At 73.1% G+C, this 21,702-nt stretch carries 16 protein-coding genes and 1 riboswitch; of the genes, 4 read left to right on the top strand and 12 right to left on the bottom strand.

Going from position 1 to position 21,702, the window contains the following annotated elements; genetic code table 11:
• The 4 genes from pulA to M1R94_RS02645 form a co-directional block, all read right to left on the bottom strand.
• Positions 1-5,498, bottom strand: a 5,498-nt coding sequence (pulA, locus tag M1R94_RS02630; protein WP_249380114.1) for a pullulanase-type alpha-1,6-glucosidase, incomplete at its 3' end; no start/stop codon positions are given.
• Between the two features lie 99 nt (positions 5,499-5,597).
• Positions 5,598-5,888 carry a DUF167 domain-containing protein gene (locus tag M1R94_RS02635; RefSeq protein ID WP_249380115.1) on the bottom strand — a complete coding sequence of 97 codons (291 nt, stop codon included), beginning with the start codon at positions 5,886-5,888 and terminating at the stop codon, positions 5,598-5,600.
• Positions 5,889-5,994: 106 nt separating this feature from the next.
• Entirely contained in the window at positions 5,995-6,984 is a 990-nt protein-coding gene (locus tag M1R94_RS02640; protein WP_249380116.1) for a malate dehydrogenase, read from the bottom strand.
• A 20-nt stretch (positions 6,985-7,004) separates the two neighbouring features.
• Positions 7,005-8,222, bottom strand: a complete 1,218-nt coding sequence (locus tag M1R94_RS02645) for an NADP-dependent isocitrate dehydrogenase (RefSeq protein ID WP_249380117.1) — start codon at positions 8,220-8,222, stop codon at positions 7,005-7,007.
• 330 nt (positions 8,223-8,552) lie between these two features.
• Between M1R94_RS02645 and M1R94_RS02650 the strand changes: the two genes are divergently transcribed.
• On the top strand, positions 8,553-9,587 hold the full coding sequence (locus M1R94_RS02650) for an aquaporin (protein ID WP_249380118.1): 1,035 nt from the start codon (positions 8,553-8,555) through the stop codon (positions 9,585-9,587).
• A gap of 60 nt (positions 9,588-9,647) precedes the next feature.
• Here the strand turns inward: M1R94_RS02650 and M1R94_RS02655 are convergent, their stop codons facing one another.
• On the bottom strand, positions 9,648-9,929 hold the full coding sequence (locus tag M1R94_RS02655; RefSeq protein WP_249380119.1) for a DUF3017 domain-containing protein: 282 nt from the start codon (positions 9,927-9,929) through the stop codon (positions 9,648-9,650).
• 22 nt (positions 9,930-9,951) lie between these two features.
• On the opposite strand from M1R94_RS02655, the gene M1R94_RS02660 reads away from it, so the two are divergent.
• The gene (locus tag M1R94_RS02660) at positions 9,952-11,220 is read left to right on the top strand and encodes an NAD(P)/FAD-dependent oxidoreductase (protein WP_249380120.1); all 1,269 of its coding nucleotides are present in this window, start codon (positions 9,952-9,954) and stop codon (positions 11,218-11,220) included.
• Positions 11,221-11,229: 9 nt separating this feature from the next.
• Here M1R94_RS02660 and purH read toward each other — a convergent pair whose 3' ends face one another.
• On the bottom strand, positions 11,230-12,876 hold the full coding sequence (purH, locus tag M1R94_RS02665; protein WP_249380121.1) for a bifunctional phosphoribosylaminoimidazolecarboxamide formyltransferase/IMP cyclohydrolase: 1,647 nt from the start codon (positions 12,874-12,876) through the stop codon (positions 11,230-11,232).
• A 98-nt stretch (positions 12,877-12,974) separates the two neighbouring features.
• Positions 12,975-13,067: riboswitch (ZMP/ZTP riboswitch) on the bottom strand.
• 103 nt (positions 13,068-13,170) lie between these two features.
• Positions 13,171-13,920: a TetR/AcrR family transcriptional regulator gene (locus M1R94_RS02670; RefSeq protein ID WP_249380122.1), complete on the bottom strand. Its 750-nt coding sequence runs from the start codon at positions 13,918-13,920 to the stop codon at positions 13,171-13,173.
• Positions 13,921-14,074: 154 nt separating this feature from the next.
• Here M1R94_RS02670 and M1R94_RS02675 point away from each other — a divergent pair, with 154 nt between their 5' ends.
• On the top strand, positions 14,075-15,034 hold the full coding sequence (locus M1R94_RS02675) for an NAD-dependent epimerase/dehydratase family protein (RefSeq protein WP_249380123.1): 960 nt from the start codon (positions 14,075-14,077) through the stop codon (positions 15,032-15,034).
• A 2-nt stretch (positions 15,035-15,036) separates the two neighbouring features.
• On the opposite strand, the gene purN is transcribed toward M1R94_RS02675, so the two are convergent.
• Positions 15,037-15,696, bottom strand: a complete 660-nt coding sequence (gene purN / locus M1R94_RS02680; protein WP_374109420.1) for a phosphoribosylglycinamide formyltransferase — start codon at positions 15,694-15,696, stop codon at positions 15,037-15,039.
• A 98-nt stretch (positions 15,697-15,794) separates the two neighbouring features.
• Between purN and M1R94_RS02685 the strand changes: the two genes are divergently transcribed.
• Positions 15,795-16,355, top strand: a complete 561-nt coding sequence (locus M1R94_RS02685) for a hypothetical protein (protein ID WP_249380124.1) — start codon at positions 15,795-15,797, stop codon at positions 16,353-16,355.
• Here M1R94_RS02685 and M1R94_RS02690 read toward each other — a convergent pair.
• The 4 genes from M1R94_RS02690 to M1R94_RS20240 all read right to left on the bottom strand — a co-directional run bounded on the left by M1R94_RS02690 (position 16,337) and on the right by M1R94_RS20240 (position 21,602).
• Positions 16,337-17,704: a cell division protein PerM gene (locus M1R94_RS02690; protein ID WP_249380125.1), complete on the bottom strand. Its 1,368-nt coding sequence runs from the start codon at positions 17,702-17,704 to the stop codon at positions 16,337-16,339. The two genes, M1R94_RS02685 and M1R94_RS02690, sit on opposite strands and share 19 nt — an antisense overlap.
• Positions 17,705-17,852: 148 nt before the next feature.
• Positions 17,853-18,743 carry a succinate--CoA ligase subunit alpha gene (sucD, locus tag M1R94_RS02695; RefSeq protein WP_249380126.1) on the bottom strand — a complete coding sequence of 297 codons (891 nt, stop codon included), beginning with the start codon at positions 18,741-18,743 and terminating at the stop codon, positions 17,853-17,855.
• A 33-nt stretch (positions 18,744-18,776) separates the two neighbouring features.
• Positions 18,777-19,943 (bottom strand): ADP-forming succinate--CoA ligase subunit beta, encoded by a 1,167-nt coding sequence (sucC, locus tag M1R94_RS02700; protein ID WP_249380127.1) that lies wholly within the window; start codon positions 19,941-19,943, stop codon positions 18,777-18,779.
• A gap of 111 nt (positions 19,944-20,054) precedes the next feature.
• Positions 20,055-21,602, bottom strand: a complete 1,548-nt coding sequence (locus M1R94_RS20240; RefSeq protein ID WP_283252805.1) for an OmpA family protein — start codon at positions 21,600-21,602, stop codon at positions 20,055-20,057.
• Between the last annotated feature and the right edge of the window lie 100 nt (positions 21,603-21,702).

Consider the following 21,702-nt stretch of genomic DNA (forward strand, 5'->3'; position numbering starts at 1 on the left):
AGGGTCCCGTTCTGCTCGATGGCCGCGGCGCCCCCCGGAGGGACAAGGGCGGTCGGGACCGGCGGGCGCAGCGGGCCGGGGCCGCCCGCCGACGCCGTGCCGATGTGCTCGGGCGCGGGCTTGAGCGACGGGTCGGCCAGCAGGGGCTGCATGTACGGCCACTTGCCCTGGTTGTCGGCGGCCGGCGGCAGGCCACGGCCGAAGCCGTTGTCCTGACCGGTCAGGTCCAGCACGTTGAACCAGTCGCCCGAGTTGTAGCTGTTCCGGTCGAGCGACTTGCTGCGCAGCAGATCGGTGCCCGCGTGCCAGAACGACGGCGTCTGGGACAGCGCGGTGGTCGCCAGGGACAGCGTGCTCATCCGCACGCGGTCCTCCATCGAGGTGTCCACCGGCAGCTTGAGGGTCAACGAGTCGAAGAGCGTCTCGTTGTCGTGGGCATCGACGTAGGTGATGACCTCCTCCGGGGAGTCGGCGTAGCCCGCGGGCGAGCCGTTGTAGTCGAGCTCGTCACCGCGCCGCACCTCGCCGTCGCTGGCCAGGAACGTGTAGTGGCGCAGGTTCCCGGCGAGCCCGATCCGGACCAGGTCCGCCTGGTGCTGCACCCGGGCCAGCTGGTCGGCCTCGGTCCCGTTGACCGGCGCCCCGTTCGGGTCGGTGAACGCCCCGCTGCCGAAGCCCTGCAGCCGCGGGTCCTCGTCGAAGGGTCCGCCACCGCGCACGGCGTCGCGCAGCCGGTCGTTGAACGTCCCGATGCCGGTGCCGCCCAGCTGGCCCTGGGTCGCCTGGGTGAAGAGCCGGTTGTCGGCGACCTCGCCGAAGTTCCAGCCCTCGCCGTACAGGTACACCGCCGACCCGTCGACGCCGTCCCGTCGCACGGTCAGTGCATCGAGGGCGTCACGCACGGCCTGCATGTTCTCGACGCTGTGGTGACCCATCAGGTCGAAGCGGAACCCGTCCACCTTGTAGTCGCGGGCCCAGGTGACGACCGAGTCGACCATGAGCTTCTCGGCCATCTGGTGCTCGGTGGCGATGTTCTGGCAGCAGGTCGAGGTCTCGACCTGCCCGACGGCGTTGAGCCGGTGGTAGTAGCCCGGGACCACCCGGTCCAGCACCGACTTCTCACCCTGACCGCTCTGCGCGGTGTGGTTGTAGACCTTGTCGAGCACGACCTGCAGGCCGTCGGCGTGCAGGGCACCCACCATGGTGCGGAACTCGGCGACCCGCGCCCCACCGTGCGGGTCGACCGCGTAGGACCCCTCGGGCACGCTGTAGTGCAGCGGGTCGTAGCCCCAGTTGAAGCCGTCGGCGTCCCGGACCTGGTCGATGCAGGCCTGCTGCTCGGCCGAGTCGGGGGCGAAGGAGGCCAGGTCGCAGGGTGGCTCGGCCTGGGCGCTGCGGACCTCCTCGATCGTGGCGATGTCGAAGGTCGGCAGCAGGTGCACGGTGGTCAGGCCCGCGTCGGCCAGGGACCGCAGGTGCGCCCGGCCGGCCCCCTCGTGGGCGAAGGCCCCGTAGGTGCCGCGCAGCTCGGCCGGGACGGTCTCGTCGCTGATCGAGAAGTCCCGCACGTGCAGCTCGTAGATCGTCTGGTCGACCGGCTCGACGACCGGCTGGGCGGTCCGTTCCCACTGGCGCGGCCGGTGGGCCCGGTCAGCGAGGTCGACCAGGACCGAGTGCGTGGAGTTGACGGTCAGGGCGACCGAGTAGGGGTCGGTGACCCGGTTGGCCTCGACCGTGTCGGTGGCCGGGACGTACACCGAGACCTCGTACAGGTAGGCGGCGCCGGTCCAGTCCTTCTTCCCGGTGACCGTCCACGACCCGTCACGCTGCCGGGACATCGCAACCCGCTCGGGCTCGGCCGAGGTGTCGGCCCGCTTCCACAGCAGGAGCGTGACCTGGGTCGCCGTCGGCGCCCAGAGCGCGAGCGAGGGCTTGTTCCCCCGCCACGAGGCACCCAGGGTGCGGTCCGCGGCGTCGGCCGCGAAGAGGTCGTCGACCACGCCGGGGATCTGGAGCCCCGTGATCGCCTCGACCTGCTCGCCGTCCTGACCCTCGGTGCGCTGGTCCACGAGCAGCTCACCCGTGAGCCAGGTCTCGAGGTCGCCGCGTGGCGCGTCGAGGCGCAGCGCGAGGTGGTCGGCCAGAGCCGGGAAGCGGTCGCGCTGCTCCTGGCTGAGCCCGTCCGGGTCGCGCTCGAGCTCGACCGACTCTCCGCCGACGACGACGCCCTCGCTCACCTCGAGCGCCCCGTCGGGGGCGTGGTGCAGCCGCCAGGCCCGGTCCGCGGGGTCCGCCCCTGCGGGCAGGAGGTTCGTGGGCCAGGCGATGGTGGTGGCGTCGACCCAGTGCGCGCGGGCCTGCCCCAGGCCGGCGAGCGGGGGGTCGGTCACGTCGATCGTCAGGATGTTCGTGGCCAGGTCGTAGGTGAAGGTGATGGGCTTGTCCCCGGGCGAGACGAACGGGATGTTCGCCCCGTCCCGGACGCCGTCGGCGCCGTAGTTCTCAGCCCAGCTCAGGCCGTGCGCGACCTTGGCCTCGTACGCGCCGGCGGGGATGGCCTCGGTCGTGAAGGTGTGCACGCCGTCGCCGTCCGGGTCCTGCAACCAGGCGCCCAGGCACTCGGGCTGCCAGTCGCCCGGGCAGCCCAGCTCGCTCTGGTGGCTCCCCGGGATGGTGAGCAGCGGACCCTGCGCGCTCGAGGTGAACCAGTGCGTCCGGTGGTCGTAGACGAAGGTCACCTGCTGCGGACCGTCACCGGTGACGGTGTAGGTCACGTTGTCCCCGCCCGGGACGCCGCCCGCGCCGTAGTTCTCGTCCCAGCTGCCGCCGACGGCGACCTTGTACTCGTAGGTGCCCGGTGGGATCGCGAACGTCCCGGCGTAGATCCCCTCGACCTGCTCGGTGAGCACCGCAGCCTCGCATGCGGGCTGCCAGTCGCCGGGGCATCCCATCGCTGCGTTGTGGCTCCCGGGAACGGTGACCAGGAGGTCACCGGGGTCGGTGTCGGGGACCGTCCCGTCGACGGCGACGCCCACCGACGCGAAGGTCGAGGCTGCGGCGCGCGTCCCGGCGGCGTCCTGGGTCACGGCCCGGTACTCCACCAGGGTGCCCTCGGGCAGGTCACGGACGTCGTGGAAGATCCGCGGCGCCGTCGTCTCGGCGGTGCCCAGGGCGGTCCACGCGCCGTCCCCGAGCACCCGGTAGGCGAACGAGGTCTCCTGCCAGAGGTGGTCGTCGACGTCGGCGGACACGGGGGCCAGGCCGCTCAGGGCAGCTCCCGGTGCGGGGACGGTCACCTCGAGGGTCGGCCCGCCCGCAGCAGGGGCGACCGGGGCGTCGGCGACCAGGACGACCGCCTCCAGGCCCGGGACCGTGAGTGACAGGACGCCGTCGCCGTCGGCGGTCACCGGGGCGTGGTCGCCGTGCAGCGCGGTGTAGGTGGCGCCCGGGGTGAGCGTGGTCAGGGTGACCTGTGCGCTCGTGGCGGCGTTGTTGAGGGCGACCAGGTGCTCGACCTTCTCGTCGCGGTGCACGCGGGAGAAGGCGTAGACCGAACCGGCACCGGCGCCCTCGACCGGCCGCTCGACCTGCGCACCGGTCTCCAGGGCCGGGTGCGTCGAGCGCAGCGCGGCGAGGTCGGCGATGTGGGTGTAGAGCGGGGTGTCGGTCTCGAACCTGTCGACCGCGCCCGCGGTCTCGCCGGTGACCAGCTGCTGGTCGACGTACTCGGGCACCTGCGAGGCGAACAGCGACTGCCGCGCGTCCTTGTCCCGCCCGCCCAGGTCACCGGCCCCGACGAAGCCCTGCTCGTCGCCGTAGTAGACGACCGGCTGCCCGCGGGTCAGGTACATCAGCGAGTGGGCCAGCTCCGAGCGCTCGAGGGCTGTCGTCCCGCCGTCGGCCCCGCGCACGAAGTAGCCGATGCGACCCATGTCGTGGTTGCCGAGGAACGTCGGCAGGGCCGAGGCGCTCGTGGCCGGGGTCGTGTACCGGTCGTCGCTCGCGAACAGCTGGCGCAGCGTCGCGGGCGTGAAGCCCTGCGCGAAGCTCGACGCCGAGGCCTGGAACGCGAAGTCGAGCACCGAGTTCATGTCGGTGTCCCGCACGTACGGGGAGAGCAGCGCCGCGTCGGCGTCGTAGACCTCGCCGAACATGAAGAAGTCGGGCTTGCCCTGGGCGTGGGCGTAGTCGAGCACCTCGGTGGTCCAGGTCTCCCAGAACTCGAAGTCGACGTGCTTGACGGTGTCGATCCGGAAACCGTCGATGCCCAGGTCGACCCAGTCCTGGTAGACCTCGACGAAGCCGTCCACGACCGTGGGGTGCTCGGTCATCAGGTCGTCGAGCCCGTCGAAGTCACCGAAGGTGACCGACTCACCCGTCCACGTCGAGTTGCCCCGGTTGTGGTAGAGCGTGGGGTCGTTGAGCCAGGCCGGGACCTTGAGGTCCTGGTCCTCCTCGGCGATCACCGGGGTGTAGGGGAAGGACACCTCGGGGTCCAGGTCAGGGAAGTCGCCGGTGCCCGCGTAGTCGGTGGGGCTGAACGGCGTCCCGTCCGCCGTGCGGTAGGGCGAGGTGGCCTGGTCGATGTAGGAGTACTGGCCCTCGGCGTAGTCGATCACGTCGGCGGTGTGGTTGGTGATGATGTCGAAGTAGACCTTCATGCCGCGGGCGTGGGCGTCGGCGATCAGCGCCTCGAGCTCGGCGTTGGTACCCAGGTGGGGGTCGATCTGGGTGAAGTCGGTGATCCAGTACCCGTGGTAACCGGCCGAGGCGTCGGCCCCGGTGCCCTGCACCGGTCGGTTGAGGAAGGACGGCGTCAGCCAGATCGCCGAGGTGCCCAGGCCCTGGATGTAGTCCAGGTTGGCGTGCAGACCGGCCAGGTCACCGCCGTGGTAGAAGCCCTTGTCGGTCGGGTCGAAGCCGTGGTCGAGGCGGTCGCCCTCGATGCCGGCGGTGTCGTTCGTGGGGTCGGCGTTGGCGAAGCGGTCGGTCATCACGAAGTAGAACTGCTCGGTGGCCCCGGCCTGGCGCACGGGTGCGGCCACGAGGGCGTCGTCGGCCGGCGAGTAGTCGCCCGTGAGGTCGACGGGGACGACCGCGATGCGCCGGGTGGCCTCGTCGAAGGTGAAGCGCAGCGTGGTCTCGCCGGCCAGGACGAGCGGGATGTTCTCGTCCCCGCCGTCGCGGCCGTAGGCCTCGTCCCAGCTGTCGTCGAGCGCGACCTTGTACTCGTAGCTGCCGCCCGGGAGGGTGAACTCGGCGGTGTGGACCCCGGCCGTCCCGGTCGCAGCGAGCTCGGACTCCGCGCAGTCGGGCTGCCAGTCACCCGGGCAGCCGAGCTCGTCCTGCAGGCTGCCGACCAGGGCGACGCTGCGTTCAGCGGCGGCCGCGGGCTGCGCCAGCGGGCCGGTGAGGCCGACGGCCCCGGTCACGGCGACCGCGAGGGCCGCCGTCAGAGCTGTGGTGACACGTACGTGCTTCTGCCCGGCCGCGGCCATCGGAGACTCCCTCGTCGCCTGATTCACCCGGGTGATATCACCGGGCAATCCGGACAGTAACGGAGTTCAGCAACTTGCAGCAATGGGATGACTTCGGTTTCAGCGGTCTCCCGTGCCGCGCAGCGCCTCCACCGCCGCCGCCAGGACGTCCAGCCCCTGCGGCGCGTCGACCTCCACCACCTTGTCGCGCGAGGTCGGTCCGCTGACCAGCCGCACGTGGCGCGGACGCAGGCCCAGCGCCGCCGCCACCGCACGCATCGCCGCGTCGGTGGCCTGCCCGTCCACAGGACGCGAGGTCACAGCCACCACGAGCCGGTCGCCATGCACCCCGCCCACCCGGGTGCGCGAGGCACCCGGCCGGACCCGCAGGGCCAGGCGCAGCACCTCCATGACAGCTCCTCCCGACGGGTCCAGCATCCACCTCGGAACCCCGCAGACACCGACGGCGCCGCTCCCACGCAGGGGAGGGCGCCGTCGGGCGGACGTTCCGGTCCGGTCAGATCAGGCCGAGACCCGTGACCGCATCGCGCTCCTCGACCAGCTCGGCCACCGAGGCGTCGATGCGCGCGCGGGAGAACTCGTCGATCTCGAGCCCCTGCACGATCTCCCAGTCGCCACCGGTCGAGGTGACCGGGAAGGAGGAGATCAGGCCCTGCGGCACCCCGTACGAGCCGTCCGAGACGATGCCGGCCGAGGTCCAGCTGTCGGCAGGCGTCCCCAGCACCCAGTCGCGCACGTGGTCGATCGCGGCGTTGGCCGCCGAGGCTGCCGACGACGCGCCGCGCGCCTCGATGATCGCCGCACCGCGCTTGGCCACGGTCGGGATGAAGGTGTCCGCGAGCCAGGCCTGGTCGTCGATCACGTCGACCGCCGGGCGACCGCCGATCGTGGCGTGGAAGACGTCGGGGTACTGCGTCGCGGAGTGGTTGCCCCAGATGGTCACCCGGTCGATGTCCGCGACACCGGCCCCCGTGCGAGCGGCCAGCTGCGACAGCGCCCGGTTGTGGTCCAGGCGCGTCATCGCGGTGAACCGCGACGCCGGGACGTCCGGGGCGTGCGCCTGGGCGATCAGCGCGTTGGTGTTCGCCGGGTTGCCGACCACCAGCACCCGCACGTCGTCGGCGGCACCGGCGTTGATCGCCTCACCCTGCGGCTTGAAGATCCCGCCGTTGGCCTCCAGGAGGTCACCGCGCTCCATGCCCGGGCCGCGCGGACGCGCCCCGACCAGCAGGGCGACGTTGACGCCGTCGAAGGCCGCACGGGGGTCGTCGTGGATGTCGACGGCCTGCAGCAGCGGGAAGGCGCAGTCCGCGAGCTCCATCGCGGTGCCCTCCGCGGCCTTGAGCCCCTGCGGGATCTCCAGCAGACGCAGCCGGACGGGGGTGTCGCCACCGAGCATCGCGCCCGACGCGATGCGGAACAGCAGCGAGTAGCCGATCTGGCCGGCGGCGCCGGTGACGGTGACGGTGACCGGTGACTTCGTCATGTCGTGCTCCTTCGATCGGTTCAGGCGAGGCGGGCGGCGAGGTTGGTGTCCAGGGCGGCGAGGAAGTCCTCGGTGGTCAGCCACTCCTGCTCGGGACCGACCAGCAGTGCGAGGTCCTTGGTCATCTGACCGTTCTCGACCGTCGTGACCACCACGTCCTCGAGGGTCTCGGCGAAGGTCGTGACCTCGGGGGTCCCGTCGAGCTTGCCGCGGTGCTTGAGGCCACCGGTCCACGCGTAGATCGACGCGATCGGGTTGGTCGAGGTGGGCTTGCCCGCCTGGTGCTGACGGTAGTGACGGGTCACGGTGCCGTGCGCGGCCTCGGCCTCGACGCACCTGCCGTCGGGGGTCATCAGCACCGAGGTCATCAGGCCGAGCGAGCCGAAGCCCTGGGCGACGGTGTCGGACTGGACGTCGCCGTCGTAGTTCTTGCAGGCCCAGACGTAGCCACCCTCCCACTTCATCGCGGCAGCGACCATGTCGTCGATCAGGCGGTGCTCGTAGGTCAGGCCCGCGGCCGCGAAGTCGCTCGCGAACTCGGCGTCGAAGACCTCCTGGAAGATGTCCTTGAAGGCACCGTCGTAGGCCTTGAGGATGGTGTTCTTGGTCGAGAGGTAGACGGGGTAGCCACGCTGCAGGCCGTAGGCGAACGAGGCACGGGCGAAGTCCCGGATCGAGTCGCTGAAGTTGTACATGCCCATCGCGACCCCGCCGTTCTCCGGGTAGGTCACGACCTGCTGGTGGATCGGCTCGGAGCCGTCGGCGGGCGTGAAGGTCATCGTGAGCGTGCCCGCGCCGGGGACCTTGAAGTTCGTCGCGCGGTACTGGTCGCCGAAGGCGTGGCGCCCGATGATGATCGGCTTGTTCCAGCCCGGGACGAGCCGCGGGATGTTGGAGATGATGATCGGCTCACGGAAGACGACCCCGCCGAGGATGTTGCGGATCGTGCCGTTGGGCGAGACCCACATCTTCTTGAGGCCGAACTCCTCGACCCGGGCCTCGTCGGGGGTGATGGTGGCGCACTTGACGCCCACCCCGTGCTCCTTGATGGCGTGCGCGGCGTCGACGGTGACCTGGTCGTCGGTCGCGTCGCGGTTCTCGATCGACAGGTCGTAGTACCGCAGGTCGATGTCCAGGTAGGGGTGGATCAGGCGTTCCTTGATGAACTGCCAGATGATCCGGGTCATCTCGTCGCCGTCCAGCTCGACGACCGGACCGACGACCTTGATCTTGCCCATGGACGAACTCCCCGTTGCTGTGGTGGTTGGGACCCTGCTGTGTTCTGCGGTGCCCTGCTGTGCTGTGGTCGGGCGCCGGGCGCCCGGTGGTCTGCGTGCGTTCTGCCGGCGGCCTGCGTGCCGTACCTGCCCCCGGGCGACGACGCCGGTCATGGGCGGCGTCCGCGCCGGGTGATGCTCCGGGCAAGATTACTCGACATCGAGAGATCTCACCGAACCCGGCCCTCGACGCGAGGAACCCGGCCGTTTCCAGGATGCACCCAGGTTTCGCTGGCATGATGCGGCACGACGGCGCAGGACGCGCCCGCACGCCTCCACGACGGGAGCACGATGTCCACGCAGAAGCCCGGCAGCACCCCCGAACCCGCACCCGAGGGTGAGGACCTCGAGACCGTCGAGGTCGGCGCGAGTGCGCCTGAGGGGTCCGAGCCCGTCGAGAGCGGCCCGGTGCCACCGCGTGCCGACGGCTGGGAGCTCGAGGAGGACCCCGCGGACGACCTCGTCGACGACGAGGACGACGACTTCGGCGACTTCGGCCTGGTCCCTGCGACCACCACGGGTCCGAGCCTGCTCGCCCGGGTCGGGGCAGAGGCGCTCGGTGTCTACGTCCTGGTCCTGGTCAGCGTCGGCGTGGCCCTGTACACCTCGCTCAGCGGTGCGGGGGCCCTCGGCAGCGCCCTGGCCTCGGGCCTGGTGCTGGCCGGCGGCATGGCTGCCCTGGCCCATGTGTCGGGCGGGCACCTCAACCCCGTCGTCACGCTGGGCTCCGCCCTGGCGGGCCGCACCGACTGGCGCGACCTGGTGCCCTACTGGCTCGCCCAGGTGCTGGGTGCGTGCGCGGCGGTCGCCACGCTGTTCGTGACGATCCCCACCGGCCTGCCTGCGGCGCTCGGCCTGACCGGCGCGCAGGAGATGATCGCCACGACCGCGAACGGCTGGGGCGAGCAGTCGCCGCTGTGGGTGCTGTCCCAGCAGCAGGTCACCTTCGACCTGCGTGCCGCCCTCGTGCTCGAGGTCGTCGCGGGTGCCGTGCTGGTCGCGGTGTACCTCGGGTCGACCAGCAGCCGTGCCGCACGCGGCCTGGCCCCGTTCGCCGTCGGGCTCGCCTACGCAGCGCTCGTCCTGCTCACCGCACCGGTGACCAACGGTGCGGTGCACCCTGCCCTGGCGACCGGGACCGCGCTGTTCGCGGGCAGCGCGGCCCTCGGCCAACTGTGGCTCTTCTGGGTCGCCCCGCTGGTCGGCGCGGCTGTCGCCGGCCTGGTCCACCAGGCGTTCTCCACCGACCAGGTCGAGACCCTGGTGCTCCTGGAGGAGACCGACCTCGTCGAGGAGCAGGACGTCGTGGTCACGCCGTCGCGCTGAACGGCGCACGGTCCCCCGGGACGGTCCTGGCCCTCGGGCCGGGGCCGTCCCGTCCTGGTTCTAGACCCCCGTGGTGGTCAGCAGGAGCCCGACACCGACGGCCAGCCCCAGCAGCAGCACGACGTCGAAGGTCGTCGAGCGCACGGCGATCCCCTCGGGCCGACGACCGCGGCCGAGCAGCCGGGCGACCGCGGCGAGCACGAGCGTGCCGACCACGACCAGCGAGCCGGCGCGCGCCCCCACCGTCACCGATGTCACGGCACCACCGGCGAGCGCCAGCACCACGAGCCACAGGGCCGGAGCGGTGTGCCTCTCGGCGGGGTCCGGCAGCGCGGGTGTCACGCCGGGAGACTACCGTGACGTGGTGCCCACCGACCTCAGCCAGCCTGACCCCGGCGAGGGACGGCCCCCCTCCCCCACGATGCGCTCCGTCGTGGTGGTGGGCGCCGGGCTGGCGGCGGCGCAGACGGTCGCGGCCCTGCGGGCCGAAGGGTTCGACGGGTGTCTGACCGTGCTGGGCGGCGAGGGGCTCGAGCCCTACGACCGTCCGCCCCTGTCCAAGGAGCTGCTGACCCGCACCGAGCCCGCATGGCTGCGCGACGAGCTCGGCACCGACCTCCACCTGGCCGACGACGTCCGGCTGGCCGAGCCGGCCACAGGTCTCACGCTCGGTCCGCACGACGTCGAGGTGGTCACCTCGACCGGGGGGGTCCGGGCGGACGCCGCGGTCCTGGCCACCGGTTCGACCGCGGTGCGCCCCCCGGGGTGGCAGGGGGCGCTGACCCTGCACACCGCCGCCGACGCCCATCTCCTGCGCACGGCGCTGACCCCGGGCGCACGCCTGGTGGTGATCGGTGCAGGGTGGATCGGCGCCGAGGTCGCCGGTGTCGCGGCCGCCGCAGGCGTCGAGGTCACGGTGGTCGAGGCCGCGTCGGCGCCGCTGGCCACCGCCCTGGGCGCCGACGTGGGGGCCCTGACCGTCCCCTGGTACGCCGCTGCCGGTGTCCGGCTGGTCACCGGTGCACGCGTCGTGCGCGTCGGGCCGGGCGCGGTCGAGCTCGCCGACGGCGAGGTGCTCGGGGCGGACGTGGTCCTGGCCGCGGTGGGTGCCCGGCCCGCCTCGGGGTGGTGGGGCGAGGCCCTGCCGGTGTCCGCCGACGGCTCGCTCGCGGTCGACGAGCAGTACCGCGTGATCGGTGCACCCGGCAGGGTGGTCGCGGTCGGCGACCTCGCCCGCCGACGCTCACCCCGGCACGGCTGGGTCGCCGGTGGTCACTGGGACGGTGCGCTGCGCGGACCGGCGACGGCTGTCCGTGGCCTGCTCGGCCACCCGGCGCGAGGGCCGGCCGACGACCCCGCCCCCTACGTCTTCTCGACGCAGCTGGGCCACGAGCTCGCCGGCTACGGCGTGCCCGGGCCGCTGGACGACGTCGTGCTGCGAGGCGACCCGGCCACGTCGGGAGGTGTCCTGTGGTTCACGGCAGGGACCGAGGAGCTGCGGGCGGTGCTGGTGGTCGACCGCCCCCGCGACGTGGCCGCCGCCCGCAGGCTGTTCTCGGGCGCGTCCCTGCCGCACCTGGACCGGGCCGTCGCCGCCGACCCCGACCGCTCGCTGCGTGACGCCGCGCGCTGAGGCCCGGGCTCAGTGCGCGAAGTGGCGGGTCCCGGTGAGGTAGAGGGTCACGCCTGCGGCGCGGGCCGCGGCGACGACCTCGTCGTCCCGCACCGACCCGCCGGGCTGGACCACGGCACGCACGCCGGCGTCCAGCAGCACCTGCAGACCGTCCGCGAACGGGAAGAAGGCGTCGGAGGCGGCCACCGCGCCACGCGCCCTCGGGCCGTCGGCGTCGGCACGCTCGACCGCGAGCCGGCACGAGTCGACCCGGTTGACCTGTCCCATCCCGATGCCCACCGACGCCCCGCCCGAGGCGAGCAGGATCGCGTTGGACTTGACCGCCCGCACCGAGCGCCAGGCGAACTCGAGGTCGGCCAGCGTCTCGGAGTCCGCGGGCTCGCCCGTGGCCAGGGTCCATGACGAGGTGTCGTCGCCGCCGTCCGGCCCACGGGCGTCGATGAGGTCGACCTGCTGGAGCAGCAGCCCGCCGCTGACCGGACGCATCTCGACCGCTGCGGTGCCGGCCGGCTCGGGGACACGCAGCAGCCGGACGTTCTTCTTGCGGGTCAGGATCTCCACGGCGTCGTCGTCGAAGTCGGGGGCGAGGACCACCTCGGTGAACACCGGTGCCACCTGCTCGGCCATCGCCGCGGTGACCGGGCGGTTCGCGGCGATCACACCACCGAAGGCCGAGAGCGGGTCGCACGCGTGGGCCTTGGCGTGCGCGTCGGCGATGTCCGCCCCCACGGCGATGCCGCACGGGTTCGCGTGCTTGATGATCGCGACGGCCGGCTGGTCGTGGTCGTGCGCGGCACGCCAGGCGGCATCGGCGTCGACGTAGTTGTTGTAGCTCATCTCCTTGCCGTGCAGCTGCTCGGCCTGGGCGAGCCCCGTGCTCGCCCCGGGGACGTCGGGCGTGGCGAACAGCGCGGCCCTCTGGTGGGGGTTCTCGCCGTAGCGCAGCACCGCGTCCCGCTCCCAGGTGGCCCCCAGGAAGGCCGGGAAGCCGGACCGCTCGGCCACCTCGTCCGGGGCGTAGGACGAGGCGAACCACGACGCGACCGCGACGTCGTAGGAGGCGGTGTGGGCGTACGCGGCGCCGGCCAGCGCCCGACGCTCAGCGAGGGTGAAGCCTCCCCCGCGGACGGCCGAGACGACCTCGGGGTAGCGGGCCGGGTCCACGACGACGGCGACGCTCGGGTGGTTCTTGGCCGCGGCACGCACCATCGAGGGCCCGCCGATGTCGATCTGCTCGACCACGTCGTCGGGGGCCGCGCCCGAGGCGACGGTCGCGGCGAACGGGTAGAGGTTGACCACGACGAGCTCGAACGGTCGGACGTCCAGCTCGGCGAGCTGGGCCAGGTGGTCGGCACGGCGGGTGTCGGCCAGGATGCCCGCGTGCACCCGGGGGTGCAGGGTCTTGACCCGCCCGTCGAGGCACTCGGGGAACCCGGTCACGTCCTCGACCGTGGTCACCGGGATGCCGGCCGAGGCGATGGTCGCGGCGGTCGACCCGGTCGAGACGATCTCGACGCCTGCGACGTGCAGCGCAGCGGCGAGCTCGGTCAGCCCGGTCTTGTCGTACACGCTGACCAGTGCGCGGCGCACCGACCGGCGGGTCTGCGGGTCCGTCGGGTCGGTCACGGGCTCGGAGGGGGTGGGGCCGTGGGACATGGCAACTCCTGGGTCGTCGCTGGTCGGTACCGGGCGGCCACCACCGGCACGGACCGCGGGGGCGCGGGTGCTGGTGGTACCGACCTGTTCAACAGGGACCCAGGCACCCAGGCGAACGGTGCACTGCAGGGGACTTCAGCCGCTCCCCGGTGGTTGCTCCCACCTCGGTTGCGCCAGTCACGGCCAGGGCGAGTGTAGCCGGACACCCCGACCTGGCTCGTGCCCGGTGTCCCGCGGCCACGCCGCGGACAGCCACGGGGGGCTCCGACCGCCGCGTCGGCGACCGGGCCGACCTCACGGCTCGACGACGAGCCCGATCCCGGTCGCGGCGGCCACGAGCGTGGCATCGAAGACGCCGGCCAGGTCCGTCGCGGCGCCGCGGAGGTGACCGAAGAGCTCGACCGTGGTCGCCCCGACGAGCGTGGAGAACAGCGCGAAGCAGGCGACGACCTCCGCCTCGCCCCAGGCCTGCTCACCCGTCGCGTCACCCGCGCGAGCGGTGGCTGAGGCGACCTGGGCGCCGAGGTCCAGGGCGGCGCGCTCGACGGTGCCGGTCGGCACGGTCACCATGGCGCGGTCGGTGCGCAACGAGCCGTCCCGATGGGCGTCGATCACCGTCGCCACGATCACGACCCAGATCCGCACCGCGTGGGGCACGGTGTCGGTCGGTGCGGCGTAGCCGGGGACGGGCGTGCCGTAGACGAGGGAGAACGAGTGCGGGTGCGCGAGGGCCCACGCGCGAAAGGCACGGCCGGTGGCGAGCCAGACCTGCCCCGGTGCGGCCCCGGCCTCGCGCGCCTGGGCCGCTGCCGCCTCGCAGGCGGTACCCACGGCGTCGTAGGCCTCGATGATGAGGAGCGTGAGGAGCCCGTCGCGGGAGGGGACGTAGCGGTAGACCGCGCTGGAGGCGACACCGAGGTCCCGGGCGACGGCGCGGAGAGAGAGCGCAGCGGCCCCGTCGGCGGCCAGCCGTGCCCGTGCGGCGTCGAGCAGGTCGGCGGTGAACTCGGCACGGGCGCGCTCGCGCGCGGTCGGGTGTCCCATGGGTCCAGTCTGGTGCGAGAGAGCAGTGATCACAAGTGTGAGCACTGCTCTTGACAGTGCTCTCCGGATCGAGGAGCATCGACCCGAACGAGAGCGGTGCTCACACATCCGTGCGGGCTCCTCGCCGGACACCCACCCCACCAGGAGATCCGCCATGGCCCGTCACGTCATCCTCGGCAAGGGCCCCATCGGGCGAACGCTCGCCACGCACCTCCTCGACGCCGGGCACGAGGTCGTCGTGCTCAGCCGCTCCGGTGGCCCGCCCGGACCCGCTCGCCCCGGGCTGAGCTGGGCAGCTGTGGACGGCGCTGATGCCGCGGCCCTGACGTCCGCCGCGCAGGACGCCGACGCCCTGTACAACTGCGTCAACCCGCCCTACCACCGTTGGCCGACCGACTGGCCGCCGGTGGCCGAGGCGCTCCTCGTCGCCGCCGAGCGCACCGGCGCCGTCCTGGTGACCGCCGGCAACCTCTACTCCTACGGCGCCGGCACGCAGCTCATGACCGAGGCCTCGCCCTTCCGGACCCGCGAGACCAAGGGCCTGGTGCGCGCCACGATGTCGACGCAGGCGCTGCGCCACCACCACGAGGGCCGGCTGCGCAGCACCGAGGTCCGGGGCAGCGACTACCTCGGCCCGGGTGCCGAGGCGCACGCCCACGCCGGCCCCCGGATGCTCGAACCCCTGCTGGCGGGCAAGACCGTCCGCCCGATCGGTGCGGCCGACGTCCTGCACACCTGGACCTACCTGCCGGACTTCGCCCGGACGCTCGCCGCAGCGGCCACCACCGAGGCCGCCTGGGGTCAGGCCTGGCACGTCCCCTCCCCCGAGCCGCTGACGTTCCGCGAGCTCGCCCGCCGCTTCGCCTCCGCGGCGGGTGCTCCCGAGCCGCGTGTCGCTCCGGTGCCGATGGCTCTGGTCCGGACCATCGGCCTGGTCCAGCCGATGATGCGTGAGGTCGCAGCGATGGGCTACCAGTTCACCGAGCCGTTCGTGATGGACTCCACGGCCTCCCAGGTGGCGCTCGGGCTGACCCCCACGCCGTGGCCCACGGTCGTCGCCGAGACGCTCGCCGCCTTCACCGGGGCGAGCGGGCCTGCAGTACGGACCGAGTGAGGTCAGCCCAGCCGGACGCGGCGGCCCGTGGTCTCGAGACCACGGCGGGCAAGACGCCCGACGACCTCGACGAGGAGTGCGCGCTCGACGGACTTGATCCGCTCGTGCAGGCTCGACTCGTCGTCGTCGTCGGCCACGGCCACCGCCTCCTGGGCGATGATCGGCCCGGTGTCCACCCCGGCGTCGACGAGGTGGACGGTGCACCCGGTGACCCGCACGCCGTAGGCGAGCGCGTCCCGCACACCGTGGGCCCCCGGGAACGACGGCAGGAGCGCGGGGTGGGTGTTGACGATGCGACCCTCGAACCGTGCAAGGAAGGGCGCGCCGAGGATGCGCATGAAGCCCGCGCTGACGACCCAGGCGGGCTCGAAGACGCGCACGGCCTCGGCCATCCCGGCGTCCCAGGCGGCGCGGTCGGGGAAGTCGCCGGGTGCGACGACCGCGGTCGCCACCCCCGCCGCCCGCGCGATCGCCAGACCGCCGGCCGCAGGGTTGTCGCTGACCACCCCGACGACCCGCGCCCCGTAGGCGACGTCGTCGTGCGCGTCGAGCAGGGCCGCGAGGTTGGAGCCCGCGCCCGAGATCAGCACCACGACCCGAGCGCGCGGGGGAACCACCGTGGACGGCGGGCCGGCCGGGGTGCGGGGATGGTCGACGGGCACGCCGTGACCCTAGCCGCAGACCCCGGTGTGGGGCACCCCGGCGTGCGGGTGGGAGACTGGGAACCTTCGGCGACGCCGACCGAGCCCCAGGAGCGACCGTGAGCAACCCGTACGCCCCGCCGTCGAGCGGCACGCGTGGCGAGGAGCGCCCCGGTGATCCCGGAGCGCCCCCGGCACCCGGGCCGCAGACCCCCGCGCCGCACGGTCCGCACGGCGCTGCGGACGGGTCCGCCCCGCACGAGAAGCCTCCCCGCCCCCCGCAGGACCCCGAGGCGGTCCGCGCCGCGAGCCGCATGGTCCTCCACTTCGGCCTGCTGATGCTCGCGAGCCTGGTGACGTCCTCGCTCGCGCTGCCCTGGCAGGTCGCGGCCCTCGGCTTCGCCCTCGCCGCGCTGGTCCAGGGCGTGCGAGCGCTACGGGCGATCTGGCGGGCCGGGGTGCGCGGCGTGCTCGTCCCGGTGGTCGCCTCAGGTGTCGCGCTCACCGCCGTGATGTCCCTGTCGATGCTCCTGCTGCTGGCCCTGTGGCCGGTGCAGATGGAGCGGCAGGACTGCCTGGGCGGGGCGCTGACCATCTCTGCCCGCGAGGCCTGCGAGAGCCGGTTCCAGGAGTCCTTGACCGAGTTCCTCGAGCAGTACGGTCAGCGCCCGACCGGCTGATCGGCGCCCGGCGCGACGTCCTGCCCCCCGGAGGCGGCCGGAGCGACGTCCTGCTCGCCGGAGGCGACGGGAGGGTCGGTCTGCTCGCCGGACGCGCGGGGGCCCACACCCGACGCGCCGGTCCGCAGCCGGGCAGCGGTGCGGGTCACGGCCCGCCCGACCGCGGCCCGCAGCTCACGGTCGGCGGGGGTGCACACCAGCATCGCTCCCAGGCCCGATCCCACGGCGACCGTCAGCGCCACCTCGAGGACGGGCGCACCCACCTGCGTCATCCGACCCGGCCCGACGGCGCCGTCGGCCAGGAGCATCGCCAGGGCCGTCATCAGCCCGGCAGCACCCGCGGTGCACGCCGAGACCACGACCGGCTCCCACCACCGCGTCGCCCGGACACGACGGTGCAGCCACAGCCCGACGACCGCTCCGGCCACGACCAGGACCAGCGGCACCCACACCCACGCGCCCCCCGCCGAGCCCTCCCCCGGCAGCGCCGCCAGCAGGGGCAGCGCGGGCAGCGGACCGACGACGACCTCAGCCGGCGAGAACAGCGAACCGGTACCGACCACGAACCCAGGACCCGCCAACCAGGCCACGACCCACAGCACGAGGTTGGGAAGCAGAGCGAGCTGCGCGACGGCCAGCAGCAACCCGCCGAAGGTGTCGACGCCCAGCCCGGCGATGACGTCCCCCGTGGGCGCCCGGCCCGAGAGGACCCACAGGATCGTGACCGCAGCGGCGGTCCCGACCAGCAGGCACACCACCATCAGCCCGGCGACGGTCCCCGTGCGCACCAGCGGGTGCACCCGGCTCCACAGCGGGCGCGTGGTCTCGCGCACCCGCCGCACCCGGACGGTCCCCGCACCCAGGCCGAGGGCCGCCACGACGGACGCACCCACCAGGGTCCGCAGCACGGCGAACCCGCCGGCGCCCAGCGGTCCGGCCGAGCCGGCGAGCAGCAGGACCATGAGCACCATCACGAGGTAGCCCCCGATCCCGGCGAGCCACGCGGCGACCCCGGGGAAGGCCGAGCGGCGGGCCGAGGCGTAGCAGGTGAACAGCGCGAGGGTCGTGATGCCGAGCGGGGTCAGCGTGACCAGCACGCCGTCGACCAGCAGGGAACCTCCGTGCCCGAGCAGCCAGAGCCCACCGCCCACGGCCACGGACCGGGTCCAGCCGATCTCCGCGTTGGAGGGGTCGGCCGACGTCGCGACGTACGCGGCCAGGGCCGGCATCACCACGACCAGCACCGAGAGCATGGCCCCCTGCACCCCGGCGAGGACCCCGGAGAGCCAGCGCGGGGCACCCTCGAGCGCAGCGTTCGCACGGGATCGCCAGGCGAGGGTCGAGGTCACGTCCTCATGGTCTCCCGCGGCCCGGCCGCGCCCGTTCACCCGAGGACGGCGGGCGTGTCGGGCTCGGGTCGGTCCCCTCCACCGTCGACGCCGGACGGCGCCGTCCCCGGGAGGGACGGCGCCGTCGGTGGTGCAGCGGCAGGCGTGCTCAGGAGAGCAGCTCGCGCATGATCCTCGCGGTCTCGCTCGGGGTCTTGCCGACCCGGACACCAGCGGCCTCGAGGGCCTCCTTCTTGGCCTGGGCGGTGCCCGAGGATCCCGAGACGATGGCGCCCGCGTGGCCCATCGTCTTGCCCTCGGGAGCGGTGAACCCGGCCACGTAGCCGACCACCGGCTTGGTGACGTGCTCGGCGATGTAGGCGGCGGCACGCTCCTCGGCGTCCCCACCGATCTCACCGATCATCACGATCGCGTGGGTCTCGGGGTCCGCCTCGAAGGCCGCCAGGGCGTCGATGTGCGTGGTCCCGATGATCGGGTCGCCCCCGATGCCGATCGCGGTCGAGAAGCCGAAGTCCCGCAGCTCGTACATCATCTGGTAGGTCAGGGTGCCCGACTTGGAGACCAGGCCGATGTGGCCCGGCCCGGTGATGTCGGCCGGGATGATCCCGACGTTGGACTTCCCAGGGCTGATCAGTCCGGGGCAGTTGGGTCCGATCAGCCGGACGCCCTTGGCCTGGGCGGCGGTGAAGAACTCGGCGGTGTCCGCGACGGGGACCCCCTCGGTGATGATCACCACGAGCGGGACTCCCGCCTCGATCGCCTCGAGGACGGCTGCCTTGGTGTGGGCCGGAGGCACGAAGATCACCGAGACGTCGGCGCCGGTCTGCGACACGGCGTCGGCCACCGAGCCGAAGACCGGCACCGAGACGGTGGTGTCCTCACCGACGGTGAAGTCGACGCTCGTGCCCGCCTTGCGCGGGTTGACTCCGCCGACCACGGCAGTGCCGCCGGCCAGCATGCGCGTGGTGTGCTTCTGGCCCTCGGAGCCGGTCATGCCCTGGACGATGACCTTGGATGCCTCGGTCAGGAAGATCGCCATCTGTGTGTTCTCTCGTCTCGTCGTCGTGGGGGCTCAGGAGTTGGCGAGCTCGGCAGCCTTGGCTGCGGCGCCGTCCATGGTGTCGGCCAGCGTCACCAGCGGGTGCGCGGCCTCGGCGAGGATGCGGCGACCCTCGACCACGTTGTTGCCGTCCAGGCGGACGACGAGCGGCTTGGTCGCGTGGTCCCCCAGGATCTCCAGCGCGTGGACGATCCCGTCGGCCACCGCGTCGCACGCGGTGATGCCACCGAAGACGTTGACGAAGACCGACTTGACCTGCGGGTCGGACAGGATGATGTCCAGGCCTGCAGCCATGATCTCGGCCGAGGCGCCACCGCCGATGTCCAGGAAGTTCGCCGGCTTGACCCCGCCGTGCGCCTCGCCCGCGTAGGCCACGACGTCCAGGGTGCTCATGACCAGCCCGGCACCGTTGCCGATGATCCCCACGGCACCGTCGAGCTTGACGTAGTTGAGGTTCTTGGCCTTGGCCCGTGCCTCGAGCGGGTCGGTCTCGGCGGCGTCCTCGAGCTCGGCGTGCTCGGGGTGGCGGAAGTCCGCGTTGGCGTCGAGGGTGACCTTGCCGTCCAGGGCGACGATCTGGCCGTCCTCGGTGCGGACCAGGGGGTTGACCTCGACGAGCGTGGCGTCCTCCTCGCGGTAGACGACCCACAGCTTCTGGATCGCGTCGGCGACCTGGTCGGCGACGTCGGCCGCGAACCCTGCCGCGGCGACGATCTCGGCGGCCTTCGCGGCGTCGATCCCGACCAGCGGGTCGACGGCGACCTTGGCCAGGGCCTCGGGCCGCTCGACCGCGAGCTGCTCGATCTCGACCCCGCCCTCGACGCTGGCCATCGCGAGGTAGCGGCGCTCGGCCCGGTCGAGCAGGACCGAGAAGTAGTACTCCTCGGCGATCCTGGCGCCCTGGGCGATCATCAGGGTCTCCACGACGTGGCCCTTGATGTCCAGGCCGAGGATCTCCTGGGCGCGCTGAGCGGCCTCGTCGGGTGAGTGGGCGAGCTTGACGCCACCCGCCTTGCCGCGGCCACCGACCTTGACCTGAGCCTTGACGACGACCGTCCCGCCGCCGAGCTGCTCGGCCGCGGCCCGCGCCTCGTCGGGGGTTCGGGCAACGATGCCACCCAGCACGGGAACACCGTGCTTCTCGAAGACGTCCCGTGCCTGGTACTCGAACAGGTCCACCCTGCTCCGCCCTTCCTCGATCCGGCCGCGGCCCGTGATGGCCGCGTCGCCCTCAGCGATGGTAGCCGGGCCACGCAGGTATCTTCACATCGAGAGATCCCTGCCGGCGCCTCAGCGGGTGACGGGGACGTCAGTGATCCGGAACGGTGGGCCCCCGACGTCGACCCCGACGCTGTCGGTGACCTGCTTGCGCAGCTGGGGCGCGTCGAGCGTCACGGTCTGCCCCGGGACGTCCGGCCAGACGACGGTGACCGTCATCGTCTCCTCGGGCCCCAGACCCGTCAGGATCCGGTCGGCGACCGGGTCCCGCTGCCCCTCGCGGACGACGTAGTCGAGCGGGTAGACGCGGGTGTCCCCGCTGATCAGGGTCACCCTGTTGGCGGCGGCCTGGAGCGAGGCGTCGAAGGTCCCCCGCGCGTCCCAGGCGCCCGCCGCCAGCACGGTGACCAGGGGCGCGTCGTCCGCGCCCGCGTTCGTCAGGGTGAGCTCTCCCACCAGGTACCCGTCGATGCGGCGCATGCTCGCGACCGCGAGACGGAAGGTCCGGGTCTGCGAGCCGAAGACCTGCTCCACGGTGACCTCCGCCAGACCCGAGACCGTCGGACCGGTGCTCTCCGGGAGCACCCCGAGCTCGACCTGCGCGTCGTCCGCCGCCCGGTCGCCGGCCGGGGTGAAGCGCAGCTCGACGCGCCGGTTGACAGCGCGCTGCGCCTCGCCCGTCCCCGCGACGGCGGGCTCGCTCTCGCCCCTGCCCTCGACGCTCACCTCGTACGCACCCAGGTCGACCAGCTCACCCAGGCGGGCGGCGACCGCCGCGGCCCGGCGCTCGGAGAGCGCCTGGTTGTACGCCTCGCTCGCGACGTCGTCGGTGTGCCCGACCACGCGCAGCGCGCCGGCCGGGTAGGCCGCGATCTGGCGGCCCGCCGCGTCGAGGGCCGCATCGGCCTGCGGGCTCAGCACGTCCTCGTCGACGGCGAAGAGCACGTCCGAGGCGATCTCGACCGTCACCTCGTCGACCGTCTCCCGGGTGCGGACCTGTCCACCGACCTGCTCGGTGTACGACTCCATCGGGATCGGCCCGAGCTCGAGGTCCCCGGGATCGGCGTCGGTCAGGTCGGCGAGGGTCACCCGACCCGCGGCTGGGCCCTGCCCGTCGTCCGCGCCGGGTGCGTCCTGGGACGCGACGACCGGGACGTCGACGAAGAGGCCGGCGGCCGGCACCAGCACCGTGACGGTGGGCGTGGTCGGGGCGGCGAACGCGACGTGCATGTGCTGCGGCTCGCCGCCGACCTCGACGCCGTAGATGCCCGTGCTGGCGGCGCGCCGGCCCGAGGCGTCCTGGGCCACCGTCGAGATCAGGCCGGCCTCGGCGTCCAGGAGGCGGACGGCGTCCGGTCCGGGCCGTCCCGCGCCGTACGGGTTGGCCCAGGCGATGCCCAGCATAACGTCGCCCTCCCCGCTCACCGCGCGAGCCTCGATCGCCAGGACGCCGACGCCGTCCTCGACCACCACCGGCCCGACGGCCACCTCGATGTCCAGCCCCTGCAGGTGCACGACCCTCGTCACCGGCTCGGCGAGGTCCGCGACGGCCTCGGGCTCGACCGACTCCACGACCGTCGGGACGGGGACGGGCGTCTCGGCCGGGGCGCACGCCGTCATGGCGCCAGCTCCCAGGACGAGGCAGGCAAGAACGGAGCGTCGGCGGTCGAGCACGGTGGATCCCCCTGAGGCAGATCCCGGGTGCTGGGGCGCACCGGGG

This window comes from Actinotalea alkalitolerans, from assembly GCF_023369855.1.
Lineage (GTDB): Bacteria > Actinomycetota > Actinomycetes > Actinomycetales > Cellulomonadaceae > Actinotalea.